The sequence below is a fragment of the Sphaerochaeta pleomorpha str. Grapes genome (assembly GCF_000236685.1).
Taxonomy (GTDB): Bacteria; Spirochaetota; Spirochaetia; order Sphaerochaetales; family Sphaerochaetaceae; genus Sphaerochaeta; species Sphaerochaeta pleomorpha.
Window position 1 is genome coordinate 3,401,294 of record NC_016633.1, and the last position, 22,097, is coordinate 3,423,390.

Consider the following 22,097-nt stretch of genomic DNA (forward strand, 5'->3'; position numbering starts at 1 on the left):
TTGGATGTGTTTTCTGAGGGGGGAGCTATAAATGAAAAGAAGAATAGTAGTCTTGATCGTAATGACACTTTTATTTTTTGTTTTTATTGGTTGTGATGATAGTCTTGGAGGGTTTGCTTCGATACTTAATACAGAACAGCTAACAGATTCCAGATTTAATGGTAATTTTACTTTTTTTGAGCATTGGACTGACTCCTATGGAATAAATGAACGATATGAATATACCTCATACAACTTTGATGGTACAAATAAAGTGCATTATTACACCAAGTATTATAGTTATTCTACTAGCTCTGGTTGGCATTATTCAGGCGATTATATAGGAGATTATTATTCCTGGGACTTGGAATTTGAAATTCAGAATGGACAATATCGTACTAGACTTTGGAATAATAAATACTCAGATTGGGAAGAATGGGAAGATTATGAATTTAGTGGGAATACACTTACCCTGCATAACAAATACAATATTTCTGGGAATGATGAAATTCTTGCAAAACATTAAATACTGTTATACAACCCCAAAACGTCCTTACCGTCAACTCCAGTAAAATTACCATACTGCCCACAACATTCTCGCCGAAGCGCGAGATCCGGTGTGCTTTTGATATTCTACTTGATTAAAAGCACTTTGCCCTTGTACCTGGCATTCATCATTGCAACCCGCTTGTTACCGCATTTCATGTATTCGTCTATAAACTTCAACTGGTACGGGTAAGATCAGCAAGATTCGTGATCTTCTCTTCTTCCATGTCTGTCCTCCTGACAAAACCATACAGTCTTTTCACTCAGGAAAATGACTATGAAGTAACGAGATTTTGAATATAAGAAGTTTAAGGTATAAATAGGAATTTTTGATAATTTCAAGCCATATATTAGCGGTAAAAATATAATCATGGTATTATGACTTATATATTTAATTGTAAAACCAGTAGTTTAGGAGGGCTTATGGAGGAAATGCTTTACCACTATACCAAACTTGAGACTTTTTTAATCCATATTCTTCCACAGAAAGAACTACTATTCTCAAGAATGGGCACATCTAGGGATCCGAATGAGTATAAATCGCTAAGCAGATACAGTTATACAACAGACGAAAATGAGACGACAAAATTTAATGATTTCCGTGAAGCATTAGAAAAATATAAATTCAATTCCAAGTTTCTTTGTTTTTCAATGGAAAACCATAAAGGAAATCAAAATCCCAGACATGAGTTTGATCGTTTACGCATGTGGGATCAATATGGTGATGGAAATAATGGCATCTGCCTTGGTTTTTCTAAAGATAAGCTTATTAGTACTTTTACGAGTATGAAATCAAAATACTCCAGACAAGAGTATGAGTTTTTTAACGACCCGATAAATTATTTAAATTTTGCAAAGGAATGGCATGCTATAAATGCATATGAAGTTGTAAAGGATTATGCCCCTCCCCCTTATATCGAGAAATACCTAAGTGATAAACGAAAACGAGATTTTCTTTTTTTCTCAAAAGATGAAAATTATGGAGATGAGAACGAATTCAGGTTACTGATTCTAACCCAGAAGGATAATTGCACAATTAAAATTTCAATTACAGAATCTCTAAGTGAAATTATTATTGGGGATAACCTACCGACATCGTTTTGGGAAACCTATATGCCACTTATAAAAAGTATTTTCCCCGATGTGAATGTATTTCAAATGAAGTGGAATTATGGAATCGTACAAAGGGTTCCTTATTAGCCCTCAGAATGAATTTCCTTCTGCCCAATCTGTATCATGAATTTCAATGAAAATATAACGTTGTTATTTTTAAAGCCTTATTTGGTTTTACAAATGTTTACTTAAATTCCAAATCGATGGTTTCTTACGTTAAAATAATGATTGATCTTCAAATGCACTGTACTCGATAAGGACACTGTGACTACCATTAACAATATTCCACCTTAATTGGATTTTGGTTCCATCTTTTATCCAGTTATACGTATCAAAACTCATATTCAATTCGGATTTGTCGCTCGACTTATCAATATAAGGTCCATATTTTGAAATCAATTGTAATCGGATATCATTTACATCTCTTCCTACTAAAAAGTCTTCATTTTGTAAGGCCAACTGTACTAAGCTTAGTTGTCCATCTATAAACATGAAGTAGACATTATACATTTTTCTTCCGATATTGAAATTTAAAAGATTGGCAACTTCAAAATGGCTAATACCAGGGATATCCTCCCCTGGTTCCTCAAAACTGGCATCAGGGAATAAATTGCTTACTTCAGCGATTGTCATGTTGAGCATTGTTCCATTCCAAAGCGGAGTGGCGAATAGAACCGATTCCATTAGTAGAAATACAATAATTGAGCCAATTCTTTTCATGATACCTCTTAAAATATGGCTAATAGTGATAAAAGTATTATTGTTTATGAAGATTGTGAATGCAAGGCATAGTAATTAAAACTTTTGAACAATATTCACAGGTAGAGGAGGGGTTCTCCCGCAGCCCTTGATTAAATTTGCCGCCCCCATACCTTGCTTTTTATACACCAATTATGCAGGAAATGATGTCTTGTCCGTCTTGTCTGGGTAATTGCAGTGAGATATTTTTTAGCATAACTTCATAACCCTAGAGATGTCCATTGGCCCCTGCAATGGGGCATACCCTTAGAGGCTCTCTGCTGATAATTCAAGCCAGTGGATTTCTCTATACAAGGCAAACTTGGTGAATTTCGTAGATACTTGGAAACTGTAAAAAAATTACCCAAGACTTTTGATATCTTGGGTGATAGGGGATGCCGAAAGCGGGAATCGAACCCGCACGACTTTGCAGTCAAGGGATTTTAAGTCCCTTGTGTCTACCAGTTCCACCATTTCGGCGAGAGAATCAGTTCTTTTCGTCAGTATCGATCAGGTTAGGAAGCACTGAGGCATCAGTCTTGATCGGAATCAGGCGCTTGATAAACGGCTGTACCCCGATATAGGTCTTCTGGAACTCATCTTCGCTTTCCTTGAGCGCTGCCTGCCAGGCTGCACCGAAGCCAGGACTGTTGATAGTCAAACGGTCAACTGCCAGCTGGTACACATGAAGCCTTGCAACTTCTTTTCTTCCTGGTTTCTGGGAGTAGGTGCTCAGACTGATGCGAAGGTTCTCATTCTGTTTCTTGAGTTCCTCGTTCTGGTCTTTCAACTTCATTATCCCATCGCCCTCAAGATCCATACGGTCGGTAAGCATTCGTTTTAAACGCTCGTTCTCTTTGGTCGCAACAAGGATTTCCTTGTGTCGTTTTACCGACATGCTGACAACAAGGACGATAGCAAGAACAACACCTATGGCAAGACCGATAAGAAAGTTCTGCATGCATTACTCCTAACGTATGAACTCTAGCTAAAAATACTGTAAGAGAAGGATTTTGTCAAAGGAGAAAGAGGAAAGAGAGCCTGTTTCAGCCGGCAATGACACTTTTTTTCAATGATTTCTTTGCAAATGTAAAAATATCGGCAGTAATCTCGTTTGGTCGGTAGCCCAAGTGGACAAGTTTTCTGCAGTACTTTGCTGAAATGCCTGTTGCCGTTCAGTATCCTGTCTTGGGTTTAAAATCCTGGAAATGCAAAGGCGTAGCGTAAATTATGTATGCAATCAGGTGCAATGGTATTGGAATATGAAAGACCGTAGGTTATAACAAAATACAATTGAATGCTTTGTGAATTTGTATACATTCTCTTGCTTGAGGGAATGGAAATAGTATGTAAGGAGTTGCATATGAAGATATCGGTTGTTGAGCCTTTGGGGGTCAAAAAGGAAGTTCTTGCAGAAAAACTGAGAAAAGCCATTGGAGAAGATCCTCAACTCATGCTCTGGGATGACAGGAAAGAGAGTGACGCTGATCTTGTGGAACGCAGCAAGGATGCAGACATTGTAGTCTTGTCAAACATCAAATATGGCCGCACCGTCATCGAGCAGTGTCCTTCCTTGAAAATGATCTGCGTTGCCTTTACCGGCTTCGATCATATTGATATGGAGTGTTGCAAGGAAAAAGGAATTCTTGTCTGCAACTGTGCAGGGTATTCCACAGTTGCCGTAGCCGATCTCGTATTTGCCTTGGTCCTTTCCCTTGCCAGAAACATTGTTGCCTGCGACAAAGCTACCAGGGAAGGTAAGACGAAAGACGGTTTGGTGGGTTTTGAGCTGGAAGGCAAGAAATTCGGCATAATCGGTTTGGGAGCCATCGGGACAAGGGTTGCACAGATTGCCCTGGCTTTCGGTTGTGAAGTCTCTGCGTATTCGCGGACAGCAAAAGCAATTCCAGGGGTAACGTTCACCGATTTGGAAACGGTACTTAAAGAATCAGATATCGTTTCTTTACATGTTCCCCAGTGCAAAGAGACTATCGGCATGATCGGGAAAGAGGAATTGGCCCTGATGAAGAAGAGTGCCTTCCTGATCAATACCGCCCGGGGTCCTGTGGTTGACACCGCGGCATTGGTTACCGCTCTCAACAATGGGGTAATTGCCGGGGCCGGTATCGATGTCTTTGACAAAGAACCACCGCTTGCTCCCGATTATTCCCTTTTGGGTGCAAAGAATACGGTACTTACCCCACATGTTGCCTTTGCAAGCAGCCAAGCTTTTGCAAAGCGTGCCGATATCGTTGCTGATAATATCAGAGCCTGGATTGCAGGCAAGCCTGTACATGTGGTTTCCTGATAGTCAGGGAAAAAGAATACCATTCTGCCCTCGTTGCTGGCATTCTTTTTCCTCTCATCAATAGGGTGTAGCGACTCAACTGGTTTTTGTTTTGGTGTCCAGAGGCTCCAATTCGGGAACTGTCACGCATCCATCCGGGAGTATGAGTACCTTGGGTTCCTGGATCCCCCTGTCTATTGCCCTTTGGATGCCTTCTTCGATAGCGTCTTGCAGGTTGTGGACAGGGGTAATGAACAGGCCGGTAAGTTGTTCATCCTGCATTTCCGTGAATGCTTGCACGGTAATCCTCTGCGAGACCGCAGCCATTTTCGCCGCCTTGTGGTAGCCAAGCCTGTAACAACGGGAAATCCTGTGTAAGGCATCCCCGGCAGAAGAGGCTTCGCAAAGCAGATTCGCAAAGGTCTCGTCCCCTATCCCTTCCCTGCAGGAAGAGACCAGGATCAAGGTCCCCCCGTCTTTTACTGCAAGGGCCCCGTTGTCAATCGCCTTCTGTGACTGGTACAGGTTGATATCCATCGGGAACCTGGCTACGGACACCACGACATCTGCTTTCTGGGGAATCTGTACGCAGAAAATCTGTTTTGCAACCCTTACCGACTCATAGAATGACTGATTGATATCCCCGGCGACAACCGAAGCGATTTTCTGTTCCTTGTCCAAAACAGCCATGATGGAGAATGTAGGGGTGGTGATTACATGCAGGGCATCCATCATATCCTCATGGACAGGGTTCCCTTCCAGTGCAAGCGATTGGGCCCTCTGGGACAACGCCAGCCTATGGTTTGCCTCAATGGTCTCATAGCCGGCAATACCCGGAAGGAAAGCCTTTCTTCCCCCGGTAAAACCGGCAAAATAATGGGGTTCCACGCTCCCCGTGACAATAACCCTGTCGGATTCGAACAGGCGCCGGTCCAGGATTATCGGTGTCCCGTTCCTTGTTGTCCCTACCTTGACCTGTTCGTCTTTTTTCTTCGCATCATGCGAAACACAGCAAGTACGCAGACGTTGTTCCAACGGACCCAGAATCTGTGAGAATTCCTGTTCTGTAGCCCCCCGGTGGGCTCCCGTGGCTACCAGGACCGTAAGGCCCGTACGTTCTGAAATACCATGCTTAGCTAGGATGGGAAGCAACGCTTCGAGCATGGTTGAGGTAGGGGTAGGGCGGGTGGCGTCATTTACGATGACCAGTACCGTTTTCGCGCCTTTTAGGAACGTGTCGAGGTCGGGGCCTCCCCGTGGTTTTTCCAAGGCCTGTGCCAGCAGAGTCAAAGCATCTTGGGATGCTATGAACTCATTGGGCTCAAAGGAACCGAGCAGGTTCCTTTCCTTTATTGAAAAAGATTGCCGGTTCCTTTGGTATTCAACCTGCATGATATGCATCTCCTTGTCTTTGAAGGCCTTTTGCATCCTGTCACCGAAAAACAGAACCCCTCTCCCCGGTTTTCAACCAGGGAGCTAGGTTCATCCGACATTTTTGTTTTCGAAGGGAGAAAGCGGAATCTTTACCGTATAGGCTCGGTAAGGTTGCGGTCGTAGGCCTTTTCCATGGCAGTGATAAGGGGCAATTTCTTTTTGGACAGGAACCTGACCATTGCGCCCCCTGCGGTACAGACATACGAGTAACCTTCAAGCCCTGTGAATTTTGCAGCGGCACTGACGCTGTCGCCCCCGCCGATTACGGTATAGCCGGGAGCCTCGGCAATGGATTTCCATATTTCCCGGGTACCGTTTTCCCATCGAGGATCCTCGTATACCCCGGCAGGTCCGTTTACAAAAACCGTGCCTGCCTGTGAGATAACACCGCAGTACCGCTCTATTGTCCGTTTTCCGATGTCCAAAAAGAGCTTTTGCTGCAGGCCGGACGGAACGGCAAAGGACGAGACCTCTGTCTCTGCCCTATTTTCCTCGTTCTCATAGGCAAGGTCCCCGGGAACAAGGAAAGAATCTCCCCATTTTTCCAAAAGGGATTCAGCTTCCTGGATGAATACAGTCAGGTCCCTGTCGTCCAAAAACGTTCTTGTCCGCTCCCCGAGCTCGACCCCCTTTGCCAGCAGCATGACCAGGCTGGTGATTCCCGTTGTGAGGATTTTGTCGGCAGTCCCTGCTTCCAGCACGCTTCTCATCATACCGAAGGCATCGGAGATTTTTCCTCCCCCGAGCACGAACACGCAGGGGCGTACCGGGTTCTCGGCAACCTTGGACAGGGCCGTATATTCTGCTACAAGTTGCCGCCCCCCGGCGGTGGGGAGTATTTCCTGGAAGGCTACCATCGAGGGGGCATTCCTATGGGCCGCGGCAAAGGCATCATTGACGTAGATATCCGCCAGGGGCCCCAGCGATCTCACCAGCCAGGTATCGAGCATCTGGGAAGGGGTAAGCTTTACCTCCTTCTCAAAGGCGGTCACCTCTTCGCTGAGATACCTGAGGTTTCCCAGTAGGATGGCTTCGCCTTCCTTGAGGGATTGTACGGCGGTGACGGCGGCAGGGCCGCATACATCATCGATATAGCCTACCTTCGAACCGGTGAGGGCAGAAAGGATCCGGGCATGTTCAGATAGGGGAATGAGATTCTGGTAATCCAACGTATCACCTTGGTGTGCAATCAAGGCTACCTTGGCTCCCCTTACAAGCAGCGCTTTCAAGGTAGGGGCAGCCTTTTCCAGCCTGTTCGTGTTGGTTATCTGCTTTGTCTTGGCATCGAGGGGCGAATTGATGTCGGGGCGGAACAGTACCGTCCGCCCTTTCATTTCAAAGTCTTCCAGGACCTTTATCTTTATACGGTTTTTTTCCATGTTCCTATCCTGAGGTATTTGTTTGTCTCAGCCGTCCCTGTCTCACGGGTGAGCTGCATCTTCATGGAAGACCGGATCGCGTCAATGTTTTCCGGGATGACCACAGACTCCTGGGGGATATTGATGGCGAACATCAGGTCCCTGCCGCTCTTTACCACGGAGTCGCTCCATACGGCAATCTCATACATGTCACCGCGGGGGTTGCCAAGGTCACGGGCATACCTGAACAGGCTCGCATTCCCTAAAAATCCCTCGCCTATCGAAACCACCCTGATACGTGGGTGCTTCTCGAAGATCTCGAGGGCATCCTTGACGCTGATATCCTGTTTCGGGGTGAGTACCACCGTGATGATATGCCCATGGGTGACCGGGGTATGGATCAGGATACCCGTTGCCTCGACATGGGGCATGATGGTCATCAGGTCCAGTGCCTGGTGGCTTGGTGCCTTGTCGATTTGCAGCGCGTTCGTCAGCCCGCGGTGGTAGTCCCCGGGGTCGGCGACACGCCTTATGATGGTGATGGCCACCTTTTCCACCCCGACGGCCCTGTCGATGCAGTCTACGGCACGGATGAGGCCGGTCGTATTGCAGGAGGTCAGTTTGAGGAAATCGACGCCGAGCCCTTTCTCAAAGTTCGCATAGCCATGGAAGAAGACATTTGCGACATCGTTTTTTTCCCCGCCCTGGAAAATGGCATGCTTGCCATATTTCTCATACAGGAGCTTGTTTTTCGCACCGATGCCCGCACTGGTGGCATCGAGCATGATATCAACCTGCTGGACCAAGTCTTCGAGCATACCACTGATAGGAATGCCTGCCCCTTCAAGAGCTGCCTTGCCCTCAACCGATGCGGCAAACAATCTGTAGGGCATCCCTTTTTCTTTCAGGGCCCTCACGCTGAGGGTGGGCATAACATCTGCAACCCCAACCAGTTCCATGTCACCCTGCAAGGCAACCCCATCTGCCAGCCGTTGCCCTATAACGCCATATCCGGCGACACCTACCCGTATTTTCTTTTCCATTCTTGTCTCCTTGCCTCAGATCCCTGCAGAATCCAGGATGAATTTTCTCGCCCGCATTGCATATTCCAGGGGATTTGCCTGCGCAGGGTCCTGCTCTGCCTCCACGACCCACCAACCGCAGTATCCCCTGTCCTTCAGTTCCTTGAAAATCGGCTTAAAATCGACACAGCCATCGCCGGGGATGGTGAATACCCCGTTCTTTACCCCCTGGAGGAACGACCATTTCTTTTCTATCGCAAGATTCCTGCGTTCTTCCCTCACGTCCTTCAGGTGTACATGCCAGATCCTGGGGTACCATTTGCAAAGCGTTGCCATAGGGTCTTCCCCCGAGAAGGCAATGTGCCCGCTGTCAAACAGAAGCCCGACCAGAGCAGGGTCTGTCGATTCCATGAGCCGGTCGATCTCCGCAGTCGTCTGGATGCCTGTTCCCATGTGGTGGTGATACGTCAGGCGAAGGCCTTTTTCCTGTGCAACCTTTCCAAGGCGGTTCAATCCCGCACAGACCTGGTTCCACTGCATGTCAGAGAAATGGGGCTTTGCGTCAAAGACAGGGACATCCTGTTTGCCCTGTATGGAATTCCCCTGTTCCGCGACCCCCACGATCTTTGCACCCATGGTGTGCAAAAAATCACAATGCCTGGCAAAGTCTTTCTCGACTTCCTCATACGGTTGGGTGGTCAGGTAGGTGCTGAACCAGGCGTTGCAGATGGAGAGCTTGCGCATTCCCAGTTCCCTTTTTAACACCTCGGTGTCCTTCGGGTATTTGTTGCCCACCTCGCACCCAGTAAATCCGGCAAGGGCCATCTCGCTGACACACTGCTCGAAGGGGATGTTCCCCCCGAGTTCGGGAAGATCGTCATTGGTCCAGCCGATCGGGGCGATTGCCAGCGAAACCTTGTATTCTTTCATGGTGAATCCTCTCTTAGAATTTTCTCGTTTTTTTGATTTCAGGCTGCATTTCTTTCCAGGCCTTGACGACCTCGGGGTTGCTCGATACCTCGGCAGTCCCGACACGCCACCAGGATTCGTATCCCTTCGACATGGATTTGGGGGCAACATGGACATGGATTACCACCGGCCTTGTTTCAGCCAAGGCGAGGGACACGCAGTGTTCGAGTTCTTCTATGGTATCGGCACGGAGCCCGATAGCCCCCCAGCTCTGTGCGTTCATGGCATAGTCGACCGATAGGGAAGGGCCGGTAAGTCTGCCGGTGGCATCTTCCCTTGTCTTCCACTCATTGCCGTAGTGTACGATCCCCTGGCTCTGCTGCAGATTGTCTATGCACTGGAATCCGGCATTGTCCAGCACCACTACGATGATTTTCTGTTGTTCCTGGACTGCGGTGAGCAATTCCGAATGGAGCATGGTGTAGGCCCCGTCCCCGACAAGGGCAATTACTTCCCTGTCCTCATGGGCAATCTTGGCACCCAGGGCCGCGGCGATTTCATAGCCCATGCACGAGAAGGCATACTCAACATGATAGGTCCCTCTTTTTCTGACTCTCCAGACCCGCTGCATATCACTGGGGATGGAGCCTGATCCTGAAATGACAATTGCATCGTTAGGCAGGAGCTTCTCGTTCAACATGCCGAGTACTTGTACCTGGGAGAGGCTGCCGGGGATTTCCTCGGAGAAAAGACGGTCGACCTCCTCATCCCATTTGGCCTTTGCCTTAGCGATCTGGGACCCCCAGTTTGAAAGATATCCCGAGGGTAGCAATGCTTTGGTGAGTGCTTCCAAAGTCACCTTTGCGTCGGCTATGATGGGCTCGCTGTTCATCTTGTAAGCGTCGAAACCCGATACGTTGATTGACAGGAAACGGCAGGAGGGGTTCTGGAACAGCCATTTTGAACAGGTGGTGAAATCCCCGAGGCGGGTTCCCACCCCGATGACAAGGTCTGCTTTCTTTGCAAGGGTGTTTGCTGCAAGCCCCCCGGTGGACCCTATTCCCGAAAGGTTCAGCCCGTTGTCCCAAAGGATGCATCCCTTGCCGGATTGGGTCTCTGCAAACGGGATCTTGAAGTTGGAACAGAATTTCTCCAAGGCCGCACCGGCCTCGGAATAGCGGACTCCTCCCCCACAGATTACCAAGGGGTTGGAAGAGGCCTGCACCGAGGCCACCATCCGTTGTATTTGCCTTTCGGTGGGCTCCCTTCTCTCTATGTGGTGTATTCTCTTCTCCAGGAATTCCGCAGGGTAATCATAGGCTTCCCCCTGGACGTCCTGGGGCAGCGCCACGGTTACGGCCCCGGTTTCCGCAGGGTCGGTGAGGACCCGCATGGCATTGATCATGGCCGTCATGAGTTGCTCGGGCCTGTTGACCCTGTCCCAATAGCGGCTCACGCTCCGAAAAGCATCGTTTGCGGTGTTGGTATAGTCGTTCGGAATTTCAATCTGCTGCAGGACCGGGTCTGGCTGCCTGCTTGCAAACGCATCGCCGGGAAGCAAGAGCACCGGTATGTGGTTTGCCGTGGCAGTCCCTGCACCCGATATCATGTTCAGTGCGCCCGGTCCTATCGAAGTAGTGACAGCCAGTATCTTCCTTCTGTTGTGTTCCTTGGCAAACCCGGTGGCGGCATGTACGGCGCCCTGCTCGTTCTTTGCCTGGTAAAACGGCAGCGAGTTTTCCGCCGCCGCCAAGGCCTCCCCGAGCCCTAATACGCATCCATGCCCGAATATCCCGAATACGCCCTGTACGAATTTAGTGGTTTCCCCGTCAAACTCCACGTACTGGTTGTCAAGGAAACGGAGCAAGGCCTGGGCCATCGTCAATCGAATAGTGTCCATATAGGCTCCTTTGTTATTGGTTTCTCTTTGGTTCCCAGATTTCTGCCCCAGGTTCCGTAACCCATTTGTATTGGGGGGGGACTGTCTGTACCCCATACCTGTTTCCCTCGAGATGCCTGATCACCCACAGATACCACAGGGCATAGCCGGGTGCCGTCACATGCGGGTGCACTTCCTGGTCATGTATGAGGATGGTGTCCTTATCCTTGATAAGGTAGGGCGTTTCCCCGATCGCACAGAAACCGAATCCCTGTTCGGGCTGGACCCTGTAGTGGTAGATTTCCGGTTGGGGATGGTGATGCGGAGGGTAGCTGGACCATTTGCCGGGGACTCCGATTACCTCACCGATGACAAGGTTCGACTCAGGCCTGTTTGTATCGTCGAAAACCGTGCGTACGATCCTCGTCGAGGTTTCGCCCATCATCCCTTCACCCCTGAATTCGCTCATGCATTCACTGGGGGTGAAAAGCCGGGACTCGAACTGCAGCGGGTTGTCCGTGGCACAGCGGTAGAACTCCGCCCCGCTTTCCCCCGCCTTGATGGTTACTGCAATGGCAGAAGGTACTGACAATACCCAAGGCCCATGGTCGAACAAATCGGGTCTGAACATCTCTTGCTCCCGTTCTCCCCAGGCAATCGTCGCCGAACCTTTTGCAAGCAGCCAGATGCGCTCGTCGCCGGTGCCTGCGCAATCCTGCCAGATCTCATTCGCTTTCAGGACAAGGACCCCGAAACTCATGAACATGTCGCTTGTCGGACCCGACCGGGGTACCAGTTCGGTATAGCCTCGAACATAGGGCCCCTTGTGTCTCATCTGCATCGCCTATACTCCCAGTTCTTTTTTCATTTCCTTGATTGTGACGGGCCGGTGTTCTTTCAGGGACTTCCCGGCTGCCAAGGCAGCGACCATGTCCTCAAAGCCGTCTTCTCCGCCTACCTCGACAGCAGTGTCCTTGAGGATTGCCTCCACAAAGGAGGTTATCTCGCCGATATACGCATCCTTATACCGCTCCAGAAAGAAATGGAGGGGTTTCTCTCCCTTCACCCCGTCAACGGTTGCAAGTGTCACTGAATTGGCGGTATCGTTTTCGCACTGGGCCGAACCTTTCGACCCGAAAACCTCGACCCGCTGGTCATAGCCGTAGACAGCCTGCCTGGAATTGTCGATGACCCCGATAGCCCCGTTTGCGAACTTGAGGGTGACGATTGCCGTATCGATATCGCCGGCTTTTCCTATTTCCGGGTCGACCAGTACAGCTCCAGTGGCATAGACCTCGGTAATCTCGCTCCCTGCCTGGAAGCGGGCCATGTCAAAGTCATGGATCATCATGTCAAGGAAAATCCCGCCTGACACCGCAACATAGGCAGCCGAGGGTGGGGCCGGGTCCCTAGAGGTGATCTTTACGATCTGGATGTCCCCGACCTGCCCTGTTCTTCCCAATTCCCGTATATGCTGGAAGTTGTGGTCAAACCGTCTGTTGAACCCAAGCTGGAGCTTCACCCCTGCTTCTTTTGCAACCTTGATTGCCTCAAGGCCCTTCTGTACGGACAGGTCGATCGGTTTCTCGCAGAATATATGTTTCCCTGCCCTTGCCGCGGCGATTATGAAATCGGCATGGGTCGAAGTGGAGCTGCAGATGACCACGGCCTTGATATCGGGATTACCGATGAGGTCCATGGCATCCCCGGTTGCCAGAGGTATATTCAGGCTTTCAGCCCAGAGCCGTGTCTCTTCGTTCATGTTCACATCGGCAATCCCGATGATTTCTACGCTTGGGACCATGCGGGAAATATTCTCCGTATGCAACCGCCCGATCCTGCCTGCCCCGATGATGCCGATTTTATATTTTCCGCTCATTTCTTGGATTCCTTCCTTCTTATTTCGTACAGAGGCTTTTTTTGAAAATTTATGAAAACGTTACCAATTAATATTGAGTATACTACGAAGTCATTATTTGTAAAGTATTTTCTCTTGTCAGTAGTTAATAGAGTATAATCTTGAAACTGAAAAGTAATAATTGACAAATGTATAAATAGATGTGAGCATAAAATAATGATAACGTTTTCATTTATAGTGCATAAAAATACCTTGAAAAATGGTACTGGCCTATCTGCAGTGCAAGCATGCCTGCGATGGCTACATGCTCCTGGAATACAAGGTATGGATTCTGAAATTGTGTTTGAAAAGGTTGGTTGCTTCCTGTTTCGTCGACAGGCAATTAATTCAGGCAAACAAAGGACTTGCCTTTATGCTAGTATGTGCTTGCTGATAGCCGGATGGTACTGTTTTGCAGCCTGTGGAGCCTAGTGGTTTGAGATCCGTCGAAGACCTCCTGGCAAAGGGGATTGCATGTGACTTGGTTTGCTGCCGTCTTTGCATCAAAGTAGTCCTTGCCTAAGGCTGTTGCTTTTTTTCTTCATGAAGTTGTATAAAAAAAGGATTCTCTGCTAAGATTCTAAGGCTCGAAAGGAATTGCATATGGTAAGTATCAAAGAAGTAGCACAAAAGGCCGGAGTATCAGTTTCCACCGTTTCCCGGGTTATCAACGGGAAGCAGAATGTGAGTCCTGAGAAAAGGGCTAAGATTATGCAGATGGTAAAAGCTACGGGATATGTTCCAAACAGGGCAGCCAGGGATATGGTCATGAAACGTAGTTTCACCGTCGGGATAATCATTCCGATGACCTTCAATATGTTCCAACGCCAGCTGTTTTCCGATATTGAGCATCATCTGGAGGACTTCGGATATCATTCCAGTTTCTATTTCGTCGCAATGAGTCAGGAGAGCGAAGAGGCTTGCCTGAGACGTTTGAAAGGTGAGAAGACCGATGGTGTTATCCTGCTCCACGAAATTGAACTACCTGAATTTCGCGAATACCTGGAAAAGAATGATATTCCTTCAGTAATCGCTACGTTTGAGAAGGAACGATGGAAATCGACCAGTATCCATATCAGCGAGAATGAGGCCGCTAGCGCTGCGGTGAACCATCTGATCAAGCTTGGGCATAGGGAAATTGCTCTTTTGAGTGGCAAACGGTATTCCTTTGGGCGTCAGCGCCTGCAAGGCTATGTAAATGCGCTTGAAAGTGCCGGTATTCCCTACAACGAGTCAAAGGTTGTCTTTGTCGATTCTTACAGCATCAGCGACGGCATGTCCGGTATGAAAGAACTGCTTGACCGGAAAATCTCGTTTTCTGCTTTGTTTGCCATTACCGATGAATTGGCTATCGGTGCAATGAGATACCTGAAAGACAGGGGGTACCAGGTGCCTGGGGATATCTCGGTAGTCGGTTGCGATGATATCGAAATATCTTCCTATACCATTCCCCGGTTGACAACCATTCGGCAACCGGTTTCCGAAATGGGCAAAATGTCTGTTGCCATGCTCCATTCCCTGATCACCAGCGAAAGTAAAATGAATGTAAATATTGCCCTTCCCTTTACTTTGATTGAAAGGGAGTCTGTAACCGAATATACAAAGAACATCTAAAACCGATCGTGCCAAATGGGTGAAGATAGCAAGGATATGCATAAAACGCTCAAGGCTGTTGTCCTTTGGTTGTATCCCTGTTTGGTAAACGCTCCGATGCTACAGGATTCACAAAAAGAGCTTTGTCCCGGTCCTTTTCGGACAGCTAGTATTTGATTCTGGTTTTTTCCCTTTCCTGGATGAAGACGGTTATGTTGCCTGCACCCTCCCTTGAAATTTTTTTTCTTGACGATTTTGTTGGGGGAGAAATATAATGAATACTATTGAAAACGTTTGCATATGGAATTTCCCAGCTATAAGGGGTTATTGTCGCCAGTCAGGTTATGGAAAACCAAAAGAGAATGGCCCCTGGCTGGAAAGGTTTTTGTTGAGGGGAATGTATACATGCACACAATTAATACGATTAAGGAACAATTTTAGCTTCCTCTGCTGATGGGAAATGAAAAAAATACCTTTTTGCTTGACGGTTTTTGAAAGCTAGAAATATAATGACGTTATTGGTAACGTTTTCAAAGAATAGTGAATTGTACCAGATATTCGAACGAAAGCTTTGAAAGATGGCTTGAAAACCAAGATACCGTTACTAGCTGAGAAGAATTATTTTCAAGTATCGTCTGGTGCTTTCCCCCTGACCAAACGAACCGATCGGCTCTCAGGGAATGAACCTAAATATCTAAGATGATGGAGTATCTAATGAAAGTATCCAAGAAAATACAAATTTCATCTCCCAGAAAAAGAAGTCTGTCTCACGTGTATGAGCCTTACCTGTTTTTACTCCCTTCCCTCACCATTTTTTCCTTGTTCCTTTACTATCCTTTTATCCGTACCATGTATCTCAGCGCCTTTTTGACTAACAAGGTAGGTAAGCCTAAGATTCTTGCTGCATTTACGGAAAATGACAATTACCTTGCCTTATTCAAAGACCCCTCGTTCTGGGCAAGTGTTGTTGTAACGTTCCAATTTGTTGCCATAGTGGCACTGGGAGGGTTGCTTATAGGGTTGACCTCCAGCCTTCTCACCGAAAAGAAGTATTTTGGGTCCAGTATAACGGCGGCTGTCTATGCCATGCCTATCGCAATAGCCTCTGCGGCTGCTTCCATGTCTTTCAAAATGATATTGCATCCGACCATTGGCCTGCTCAATTCACTTATGGGTACCCAGATCAATTTCACCGGTGATTCTCGGTATGCCTTGGCCTCGGTCGCGGGGATGACCATCTGGCTTACCAGCGGCATCAACTTCATTTTCATCAGTGCAGGGCTTCGTAATGTTCCTGCAGAACTCTATGACAGTGCTTCCGTTGATGGGGCAGGGTATTGGAGAAAAGTGTTCAATGTTACTCTGCCGTGCATTTCGCCTACACTTTTCTTCCAGATTATTATCAATATAATCGGGGCCTTCCAGGCTTTCAGTCAGATTAAATTGCTGACAGAAGGTGGCCCTGGGGATGCTACAAACGTAATGGTGTGGTCTATTTACAAGGATGCATTCCGAAACTTCAGGTTCGGAGCGGCGGCCTCCAGGTCAATCGTTCTTTTCCTTATAGTGCTTACGATTACGATAATACAGTTTAGATTTGAGAAAAGGGGTGTGAACTACTAATGCGCATAACAACCATTCAAAGAAATAGATTGCAGAATTTTGGGCGTTTTGTAATGAATATTCCCCTCATGCTGGTAATCTTGGTTCCCCTGCTCTATACCGTATCGATATCGGTGATGCCGGCAGACGAAATATACAGTAACCATATTTTCCCGACTTCAGTCAATTTTGTAAATTACATCCAGGCGTTCGTAAACCCGTATTATAACTTTTTGAGGATGATTTTAAACTCCTTTATCGTATCGACTGTAGTAATGCTCGGACAGATGGTTACTTGTTCCCTGGCAGCCTTTGCTTTTTCGTTCCTTGAATTCAGGGGAAAGAAACTATTATTCATAAGTGTCCTGGCTACGATGATGGTTCCTGGCGAAGTCACCATAATTGCAAATTACCTGACTATGGCCCAATGGGGTTGGCTGGATTCGTACCGTGCCTTGATCTTCCCCTACCTAACCAGTGCAATGGGAATATTCCTGTTGAGACAATACTATCTGACGTTTGCAAAAGAATTGTACGAAGCGGCAAAACTTGATGGTTGTTCCAATCTCCGTTTTCTGTTGAGTATTGTTCTTCCGCTTTCGAGGCCGGCTCTTGGGGCTTTGGGTGCCTATGTATTCCTTAATACCTGGAACCAGTATATGTGGCCGCTGTTGGTCACCAATTCGAGTTCTTACCGGACTGTCCAGATTGGGATATCGATGCTGTATGACGTCGATGCACAATCACTGGGGTTGATGATGGCTGGAGTTGTGATAGTAATTGTTCCATCGTTAAGCATTTTCGTATTTATGAACAAGCAATTGATCAACGGTTTGATGGCAGGGGCAGTGAAAGGATAACCTTTGGAGGAGAGGTTATTGTGTGCTGCTATAGTGACTCTGTTATATTCTCGGTACTTGATCTATGCATTGGTAAAAATGGGCGTATTTTGCGTTCCATCGGAATTATCGAACGAGGAGAAAAAAAATGAGGAATGGAAAAATGAAGAAAGTATTGTGCTTGCTTCTGGTCGGGGTCTTTTTGGTAGGGACCTGTTTCGCCAATGGCGCGGCAGAGAAAGGGCCGAGTGCTCCTGTTAAGAGTGCTGGACCTGTTGAGATAACATTCTGGCATGCTATGGGCGGAGTCAATGGCGAAGCTATGGTTGCCATGGTAGATGAATTCAACAAGAACTATGAAGGCAAGATACACGTAAACTACGAGTTTCAGGGCACCTATGATGATGAATTCTCCAAAATCCAGGCTTCCGGCGGAAATTATCCTTGTGATATCGTCCAGGTCTATGATATTGGATCCCGCTACATGATCGATTCTGGCTGGATTGTTCCTGTCCAGAAATTCATCACAAGCGATAAATATGATATCAGCCAGCTTGAACCCAATATTGCAGCTTACTATACAGTTGACGGGACTTTGTACTCCATGCCGTTCAACAGCTCCACTCCTGTTCTCTACTACAATAAGACTGCTTTCAAAGAAGCAGGTATCGATAAGGTCCCGACTTGTTTCGAGGACGTTTACGAAATTGCAAGCAAACTGAAGATTGTCAATCCCGACGGCAGCGTCAAACGCTATGGATTCGGAATGGGCAACTATGGTTGGTTCTTCGAGCAGTGGATGGGCAAGATGGGCAAAAACTACGTAAACAACAACAACGGACGTGGCAAGAATTATGCTACAGCAGTTGATTTTGATGTGAACGGTGGTGGCTTGGCTATTATCAATGTCTGGGACAAAGTACTCAAAGAAGGGATTGCCCCTTATCTCAACCAAGGCAACAATGATGCCAAGGCCGCTTTCATTGCAGGAAATACTTGCATGGTACTTGAGTCTACGGCAGCTTTGAAATCCTTGCTTTTGAACGTAGGTGACAATTTTGAGATCGGCGTTGCTTACTTCCCGTCGATCAATCGCAATGACGTCGGTGGCGTATCGGTTGGTGGCGGTTCCATGTGGATGATGAATACCGGTAACGAAGCCAGAATGAATGCTACCTGGGAATTCCTGAAATTCATGGTTTCCCCTGAGATGCAGGCTACCTGGAATGCAAAGACCGGTTATTTCCCTGTAACTGTTGCTGCAGCCAATACTGCAACCTTCAAAGAGAATATTGCAAAGTATCCTCAGTTCCAGGTTGCCCTCGACCAGCTGCATAGTTCTTCCCCGAAGTATGCAGGGGCTTTGCTCAGCGTCTTCTCCGAGTCCCGCCAGATTGTACAGGATTATATTGCCCGGCTTGCCAACAGTGAGTTGACCCCACAGGCTACTCTTGACGGAATGGCCAAAGACATCAACAAGGCAATCACTAGTTATAACCTGGTCAACTATTAAGTTAAAATAGGGTTTTGATTCACCGTCAGCTTTCGTAAGACTGGCATGATGCTTAACCATGAGGGGCTGTTTCATGAAAGAAAATGGAACAGCCCCCTTTTTATATGCGTATTGTTTCGCAGCAGGACCTGAATCCCTCAGGACGGGGAGACCTTTGTTTACCGAGTTGGTAGGTGCCTGCAGTTTTTGATAATGTACTGTTCCTTCTCAGCATATTCCTGTTCGGCAATACATGCATGCACCCTATTGAATAAAGCATTGATAGTGCAACGCATGTTCGTTCCAGACCCAAAGTATTAGGTCTCAGGCAAATCGAGAAGTGAAGATTGATCGATGCTATCATGCACAACGAGTGTAGAATACATAAAAAGAAACAGGCAGATTTGGCCTGCCTGTTCCCCTTCTTATTTGCTATCTTTTGTTTCTTGTGAGTTACTTCTCAAACCGTTTGATCACTGCTTCCTTGCTGTTCTCAATTGCCTCGGGAATGGAAACCCTTCCGGTGAAGACTGCCATATCCTTGAAACCGGTACCGGTGAGAAGCGTACAGACGCTGACATCCTTTCCGAATTTCTCGATGAGCATCTTGCTATCCTTGACAACCCCGGCCCAGGCACAGGCTGCTGCAGGCTCGACAAAAATGCCGGCTTCCCTGGTCAGTTCAAGCTGGGCGTCAAGGATTTCACTGTCGTCAACCTCAGTAGCCCAACCCTCGCATTCGTTGATATAGCGCACGGCCATACGCCCGTTTGCAGGACTTTCGACGCTGATGCTGTCAGCACGGGTGGTAGCTGCCTCGATGCAACTGAAATCCCCGGTCTTCCACGCTTTGCTGATTGCATTGCTCTGCTTGCTCTGTACACAGATGATATGGGGCATTTTCTCGATAAGCCCTGCTTCCTTGAGGTCGTAGAAACCCTTGAAGACCCCGGCATAGATACAGCCGTCCCCAACTGGCACATAGACCACATCGGGAACCTTGCGTCCCATCTGCTCGAACAGCTCGATGGAAATGCTCTTTTTGCCTTCGATGGTCATGGGGTTGTAGGCGGTATTGCGGTTGATTCCCCCGAAACGCTCGGTATAGGCAATGGAAAGGGCAAAGGCATCATCATAGGTGCCCTTTACCGGTACTACCGTTGCCCCATAGAGAACGCTCTGCATCAATTTGTTAATCGGGGCTGAGGCAGGGACAAAGAGAATGATTTCCAGACCATAGGCAGCTCCTGCACAGCTCATTGCAGCCCCGGCATTCCCGGTAGAGGCCAAGGCAATACGGTTTTCCCCATGGGCGAGGGCTTGGCCTACGATCAACTGGCTGGCACGGTCCTTGAAAGAGCCAGAGGGCAGGGTGCTGTCCAGTTTGCAGCTAAGATTCTTGATACCGTATTTTTTAGCAAGGCGAACTGGTTCTGCCAAGGGAGTCCCCCCTACTGGGTAGGCTGAGGGAGTAGGAACTTCGTAGGGAAAGAAATCATACATAGTGACATGTTCTTTTTGGGCAAGGGTTTTCAAGTCTTCCTTGTTAAGTTTGACTATCAAGTTGCCTTTGGGGAACGAGGTCCCGTCATTGAGCTTGGCACAGGTTGGACACTGGTAGATTACCTCGCCCGTTTCAAATACATTGCCGCAATCGCAGCATTCATAGGTAAAACGCATTTTTCCTCCAGGATAAAAAATGCCGGACAGTTAAGCCCGGCATCTGGTAGTAGCAATCGTTATTTTGCCAAGACTTCCTTGTTGAACGCCTCGATCAATTCATCGATCTTGTCTGCCATGGCAGGAAGTTGCTTCCAGTAGTTCTTGTCGTACCACTGGGCATTGATCTCTGCATAGGTTTTGCCCTGCTGTTCAACCCAAGTATAGTACTTGAGGTTGTGGACGCGAAGCCTATCGTAATAGGAAAGCTCGAGAGCATTGTCGATTCCCTGGTGCATGAGGGAAGCGGCGAGCACGCGGACAGCTTCGAGTTCGTCGAACTTGCCTTGTTTCTCATCCAGTTCCTTCAAACGGGAAGTGTACATGACGGAGCTGTCGGTCAGGACAGTGAAGATTACATCGTCCTCGTCCATCTCATAGTACTTGGCCATCTTGATTGCGCCGAGCATGTTGCCGATACCGCTGATCCCGAACAAAGCCAGGTTTGCAATGTCTGCATCACAGACGCCCATTTTCTTGAGGTACTCGATACCTGCACTTTCATTGAACAAGCGATAGATATCCATGCAGTCCTGGTCGTCGATGGCAAGGACCATATCGGTGTTCTTGACATTGTGGATCCATGGAACATGCTTGTCGCCGATACCTTCGATTCTGTGTCCGCCGAAGCCGTTGCGAAGCAATGTAGGGCACTGGAGGGCTTCAGCCGCGCCGATCTTGAGGCCAGGATAGACATCTTTAAGGTGATCTCCGGCTGCCAGGGTTCCGCCGGAACCGGTAGCAGAAACATAACCACGGACGTTCTCGTCCTTGATTCCCTGTTTCTTGGCGATCTCGATCATAGCACCACCGGTTACGGTATAGTGCCAAAGGTAGTTCTCGAACTGCTCGAACTGATTGAAAATGACAATGTGCTGGCCGCGTTCTGCATCAAGCTCATGGCATTTGTCAAAGATTTCCTTGACGTTTGATTCACAACCCGGGGTTGCAATGATCTCGCCGGCAACTGTCTTGAGCCAATTGAACCGTTCCTGGCTCATTTCCTCGGGGAGGATGGCGATGGATTTGCATCCGAGCAAAGCACTGTTGTAGGCACCACCGCGGCAATAGTTGCCGGTGGACGGCCATACGGCCTGCTGGTCGACAGAGTCAAAGTTACCGGTGACAAGAGCGGGAGCCAGACAAGCATAGGTTGCACCGACTTTGTGAACCCCGGTGGGGAACCACTTTCCGGCCATGGCAATGATACGGGCTTTGCAGCCTGTGATCGCGCGTGGGATTTCAATGTAGTTGACATCACCAAACTTTCCGCCTTTCTCGACGGGTTCGTTATGCCAGGTTACTCTGAAAAGGTTGACAGGATCGACGTCCCACAAACCAGTTACAGCGAGTTTGGCCTTGATATCCTCAGGTACAGTGGAAGGGTCCACCATCTGCTTGAAAGTAGGAAGTACAATACTTTTTTCCCTACAGCGTTTAATGTTCTTTTCCCTTACTTCAGGGTTAACATTCAAATTAATCAACATATCATTTCCTCCATGCGGTCACTAGGTTGCAATTTTCAATGAGTCAAGTATACAGGAATGCAATGAAATGTAAAGAGAAATATTCGTGAAAGTTAGATTTTACCATCATATATTGCGTTAAGTATCAGTAAATTGTTATTAATTTATGGTAAAGTGCGATTTATTTGATAATTATAATTATTTCTCTTGACTTTTTCAAAACC

Annotated in this window: 18 protein-coding genes, 1 tRNA gene and 1 pseudogene; 8 read left to right on the plus strand and 12 right to left on the minus strand. The window is 47.7% G+C overall.

What is annotated here, in order from left to right:
- Window positions 1–31 precede the first annotated feature (31 nt).
- Both SPIGRAPES_RS15545 and SPIGRAPES_RS15550 read left to right on the plus strand, forming a co-directional pair.
- On the plus strand, window positions 32–505 hold the full coding sequence (locus SPIGRAPES_RS15545; RefSeq protein ID WP_014271712.1) for a hypothetical protein: 474 nt from the start codon (window positions 32–34) through the stop codon (window positions 503–505).
- 443 nt (window positions 506–948) lie between these two features.
- Entirely contained in the window at window positions 949–1,725 is a 777-nt protein-coding gene (locus SPIGRAPES_RS15550; protein WP_014271713.1) for a DUF2971 domain-containing protein, read from the plus strand.
- A 129-nt stretch (window positions 1,726–1,854) separates the two neighbouring features.
- Here SPIGRAPES_RS15550 and SPIGRAPES_RS15555 read toward each other — a convergent pair whose 3' ends face one another.
- The 3 genes from SPIGRAPES_RS15555 to SPIGRAPES_RS15565 form a co-directional block, all read right to left on the minus strand.
- Window positions 1,855–2,358, minus strand: a complete 504-nt coding sequence (locus SPIGRAPES_RS15555; protein WP_014271714.1) for a hypothetical protein — start codon at window positions 2,356–2,358, stop codon at window positions 1,855–1,857.
- A 414-nt stretch (window positions 2,359–2,772) separates the two neighbouring features.
- Window positions 2,773–2,856, minus strand: a tRNA-Leu gene (locus SPIGRAPES_RS15560).
- A gap of 7 nt (window positions 2,857–2,863) precedes the next feature.
- Complete coding sequence (locus SPIGRAPES_RS15565; protein WP_014271715.1) at window positions 2,864–3,337, minus strand: hypothetical protein; 474 nt, start codon at window positions 3,335–3,337, stop codon at window positions 2,864–2,866.
- 402 nt (window positions 3,338–3,739) lie between these two features.
- On the opposite strand from SPIGRAPES_RS15565, the gene SPIGRAPES_RS15570 reads away from it, so the two are divergent.
- Entirely contained in the window at window positions 3,740–4,684 is a 945-nt protein-coding gene (locus SPIGRAPES_RS15570; protein ID WP_014271716.1) for an NAD(P)-dependent oxidoreductase, read from the plus strand.
- A 75-nt stretch (window positions 4,685–4,759) separates the two neighbouring features.
- Here SPIGRAPES_RS15570 and SPIGRAPES_RS15575 read toward each other — a convergent pair whose 3' ends face one another.
- The 7 genes from SPIGRAPES_RS15575 to iolG form a co-directional block, all read right to left on the minus strand.
- On the minus strand, window positions 4,760–6,055 hold the full coding sequence (locus tag SPIGRAPES_RS15575; RefSeq protein WP_014271717.1) for a nickel-dependent lactate racemase family protein: 1,296 nt from the start codon (window positions 6,053–6,055) through the stop codon (window positions 4,760–4,762).
- Between the two features lie 131 nt (window positions 6,056–6,186).
- On the minus strand, window positions 6,187–7,476 hold the full coding sequence (locus SPIGRAPES_RS15580) for a phosphoglycerate kinase (RefSeq protein ID WP_014271718.1): 1,290 nt from the start codon (window positions 7,474–7,476) through the stop codon (window positions 6,187–6,189).
- Window positions 7,458–8,498, minus strand: a complete 1,041-nt coding sequence (locus tag SPIGRAPES_RS15585; RefSeq protein ID WP_014271719.1) for a type II glyceraldehyde-3-phosphate dehydrogenase — start codon at window positions 8,496–8,498, stop codon at window positions 7,458–7,460. The genes SPIGRAPES_RS15580 and SPIGRAPES_RS15585 overlap by 19 nt, the downstream gene beginning before the upstream one ends.
- A 15-nt stretch (window positions 8,499–8,513) precedes the next feature.
- Window positions 8,514–9,407 carry a myo-inosose-2 dehydratase gene (gene iolE / locus SPIGRAPES_RS15590; RefSeq protein ID WP_014271720.1) on the minus strand — a complete coding sequence of 298 codons (894 nt, stop codon included), beginning with the start codon at window positions 9,405–9,407 and terminating at the stop codon, window positions 8,514–8,516.
- A gap of 13 nt (window positions 9,408–9,420) precedes the next feature.
- On the minus strand, window positions 9,421–11,286 hold the full coding sequence (gene iolD / locus SPIGRAPES_RS15595) for a 3D-(3,5/4)-trihydroxycyclohexane-1,2-dione acylhydrolase (decyclizing) (protein ID WP_014271721.1): 1,866 nt from the start codon (window positions 11,284–11,286) through the stop codon (window positions 9,421–9,423).
- Between the two features lie 13 nt (window positions 11,287–11,299).
- The gene (locus SPIGRAPES_RS15600; protein ID WP_245535446.1) at window positions 11,300–12,100 is read right to left on the minus strand and encodes a 5-deoxy-glucuronate isomerase; all 801 of its coding nucleotides are present in this window, start codon (window positions 12,098–12,100) and stop codon (window positions 11,300–11,302) included.
- A 9-nt stretch (window positions 12,101–12,109) separates the two neighbouring features.
- Window positions 12,110–13,144, minus strand: a complete 1,035-nt coding sequence (gene iolG, locus SPIGRAPES_RS15605) for an inositol 2-dehydrogenase (protein ID WP_014271723.1) — start codon at window positions 13,142–13,144, stop codon at window positions 12,110–12,112.
- A 612-nt stretch (window positions 13,145–13,756) separates the two neighbouring features.
- On the opposite strand from iolG, the pseudogene SPIGRAPES_RS17495 reads away from it, so the two are divergent.
- The 5 genes and pseudogenes from SPIGRAPES_RS17495 to SPIGRAPES_RS15625 form a co-directional block, all read left to right on the plus strand.
- A pseudogene (locus tag SPIGRAPES_RS17495) lies at window positions 13,757–13,897 on the plus strand (LacI family DNA-binding transcriptional regulator); the annotation flags it as partial.
- Window positions 13,898–13,930: 33 nt separating this feature from the next.
- The gene (locus SPIGRAPES_RS15610) at window positions 13,931–14,776 is read left to right on the plus strand and encodes a LacI family DNA-binding transcriptional regulator (protein ID WP_281047920.1); all 846 of its coding nucleotides are present in this window, start codon (window positions 13,931–13,933) and stop codon (window positions 14,774–14,776) included.
- Window positions 14,777–15,469: 693 nt separating this feature from the next.
- Window positions 15,470–16,378, plus strand: coding sequence for a carbohydrate ABC transporter permease (locus tag SPIGRAPES_RS15615; protein WP_014271725.1), 909 nt, complete (start codon window positions 15,470–15,472; stop codon window positions 16,376–16,378).
- A 53-nt stretch (window positions 16,379–16,431) separates the two neighbouring features.
- A complete protein-coding gene (locus SPIGRAPES_RS15620) occupies window positions 16,432–17,217 on the plus strand; it encodes a carbohydrate ABC transporter permease (protein ID WP_215904757.1) in 786 nt (261 codons plus the stop codon).
- A gap of 142 nt (window positions 17,218–17,359) precedes the next feature.
- Window positions 17,360–18,709, plus strand: a complete 1,350-nt coding sequence (locus SPIGRAPES_RS15625; RefSeq protein ID WP_215904758.1) for an ABC transporter substrate-binding protein — start codon at window positions 17,360–17,362, stop codon at window positions 18,707–18,709.
- Between the two features lie 432 nt (window positions 18,710–19,141).
- On the opposite strand, the gene SPIGRAPES_RS15630 is transcribed toward SPIGRAPES_RS15625, so the two are convergent.
- Complete coding sequence (locus SPIGRAPES_RS15630; RefSeq protein WP_014271729.1) at window positions 19,142–20,368, minus strand: threonine synthase; 1,227 nt, start codon at window positions 20,366–20,368, stop codon at window positions 19,142–19,144.
- 59 nt (window positions 20,369–20,427) lie between these two features.
- Window positions 20,428–21,894, minus strand: a complete 1,467-nt coding sequence (locus SPIGRAPES_RS15635; RefSeq protein ID WP_014271730.1) for a pyridoxal-phosphate dependent enzyme — start codon at window positions 21,892–21,894, stop codon at window positions 20,428–20,430.
- Between the last annotated feature and the right edge of the window lie 203 nt (window positions 21,895–22,097).

Excerpts from the sequence above, each read along its gene's own strand:
- SPIGRAPES_RS15620 (WP_215904757.1), top strand. The coding sequence starts at position 16,432 with ATGAATATTCCCCTCATGCTGGTAATCTTGGTTCCCCTGCTCTATACC.
- SPIGRAPES_RS15575 (WP_014271717.1), bottom strand. The coding sequence starts at position 6,055 with ATGCAGGTTGAATACCAAAGGAACCGGCAATCTTTTTCAATAAAGGAA.
- SPIGRAPES_RS15630 (WP_014271729.1), bottom strand. The coding sequence starts at position 20,368 with ATGCGTTTTACCTATGAATGCTGCGATTGCGGCAATGTATTTGAAACG.
- SPIGRAPES_RS15615 (WP_014271725.1), top strand. The coding sequence starts at position 15,470 with ATGAAAGTATCCAAGAAAATACAAATTTCATCTCCCAGAAAAAGAAGT.
- SPIGRAPES_RS15585 (WP_014271719.1), bottom strand. The coding sequence starts at position 8,498 with ATGGAAAAGAAAATACGGGTAGGTGTCGCCGGATATGGCGTTATAGGG.
- SPIGRAPES_RS15610 (WP_281047920.1), top strand. The coding sequence starts at position 13,931 with ATGAAACGTAGTTTCACCGTCGGGATAATCATTCCGATGACCTTCAAT.
- SPIGRAPES_RS15600 (WP_245535446.1), bottom strand. The coding sequence starts at position 12,100 with ATGAGACACAAGGGGCCCTATGTTCGAGGCTATACCGAACTGGTACCC.
- iolG (WP_014271723.1), bottom strand. The coding sequence starts at position 13,144 with ATGAGCGGAAAATATAAAATCGGCATCATCGGGGCAGGCAGGATCGGG.
- SPIGRAPES_RS15635 (WP_014271730.1), bottom strand. The coding sequence starts at position 21,894 with ATGTTGATTAATTTGAATGTTAACCCTGAAGTAAGGGAAAAGAACATT.
- SPIGRAPES_RS15625 (WP_215904758.1), top strand. The coding sequence starts at position 17,360 with ATGAAGAAAGTATTGTGCTTGCTTCTGGTCGGGGTCTTTTTGGTAGGG.
- SPIGRAPES_RS15555 (WP_014271714.1), bottom strand. The coding sequence starts at position 2,358 with ATGAAAAGAATTGGCTCAATTATTGTATTTCTACTAATGGAATCGGTT.
- iolD (WP_014271721.1), bottom strand. The coding sequence starts at position 11,286 with ATGGACACTATTCGATTGACGATGGCCCAGGCCTTGCTCCGTTTCCTT.
- SPIGRAPES_RS15565 (WP_014271715.1), bottom strand. The coding sequence starts at position 3,337 with ATGCAGAACTTTCTTATCGGTCTTGCCATAGGTGTTGTTCTTGCTATC.
- iolE (WP_014271720.1), bottom strand. The coding sequence starts at position 9,407 with ATGAAAGAATACAAGGTTTCGCTGGCAATCGCCCCGATCGGCTGGACC.
- SPIGRAPES_RS15550 (WP_014271713.1), top strand. The coding sequence starts at position 949 with ATGGAGGAAATGCTTTACCACTATACCAAACTTGAGACTTTTTTAATC.
- SPIGRAPES_RS15580 (WP_014271718.1), bottom strand. The coding sequence starts at position 7,476 with ATGGAAAAAAACCGTATAAAGATAAAGGTCCTGGAAGACTTTGAAATG.
- SPIGRAPES_RS15570 (WP_014271716.1), top strand. The coding sequence starts at position 3,740 with ATGAAGATATCGGTTGTTGAGCCTTTGGGGGTCAAAAAGGAAGTTCTT.
- SPIGRAPES_RS15545 (WP_014271712.1), top strand. The coding sequence starts at position 32 with ATGAAAAGAAGAATAGTAGTCTTGATCGTAATGACACTTTTATTTTTT.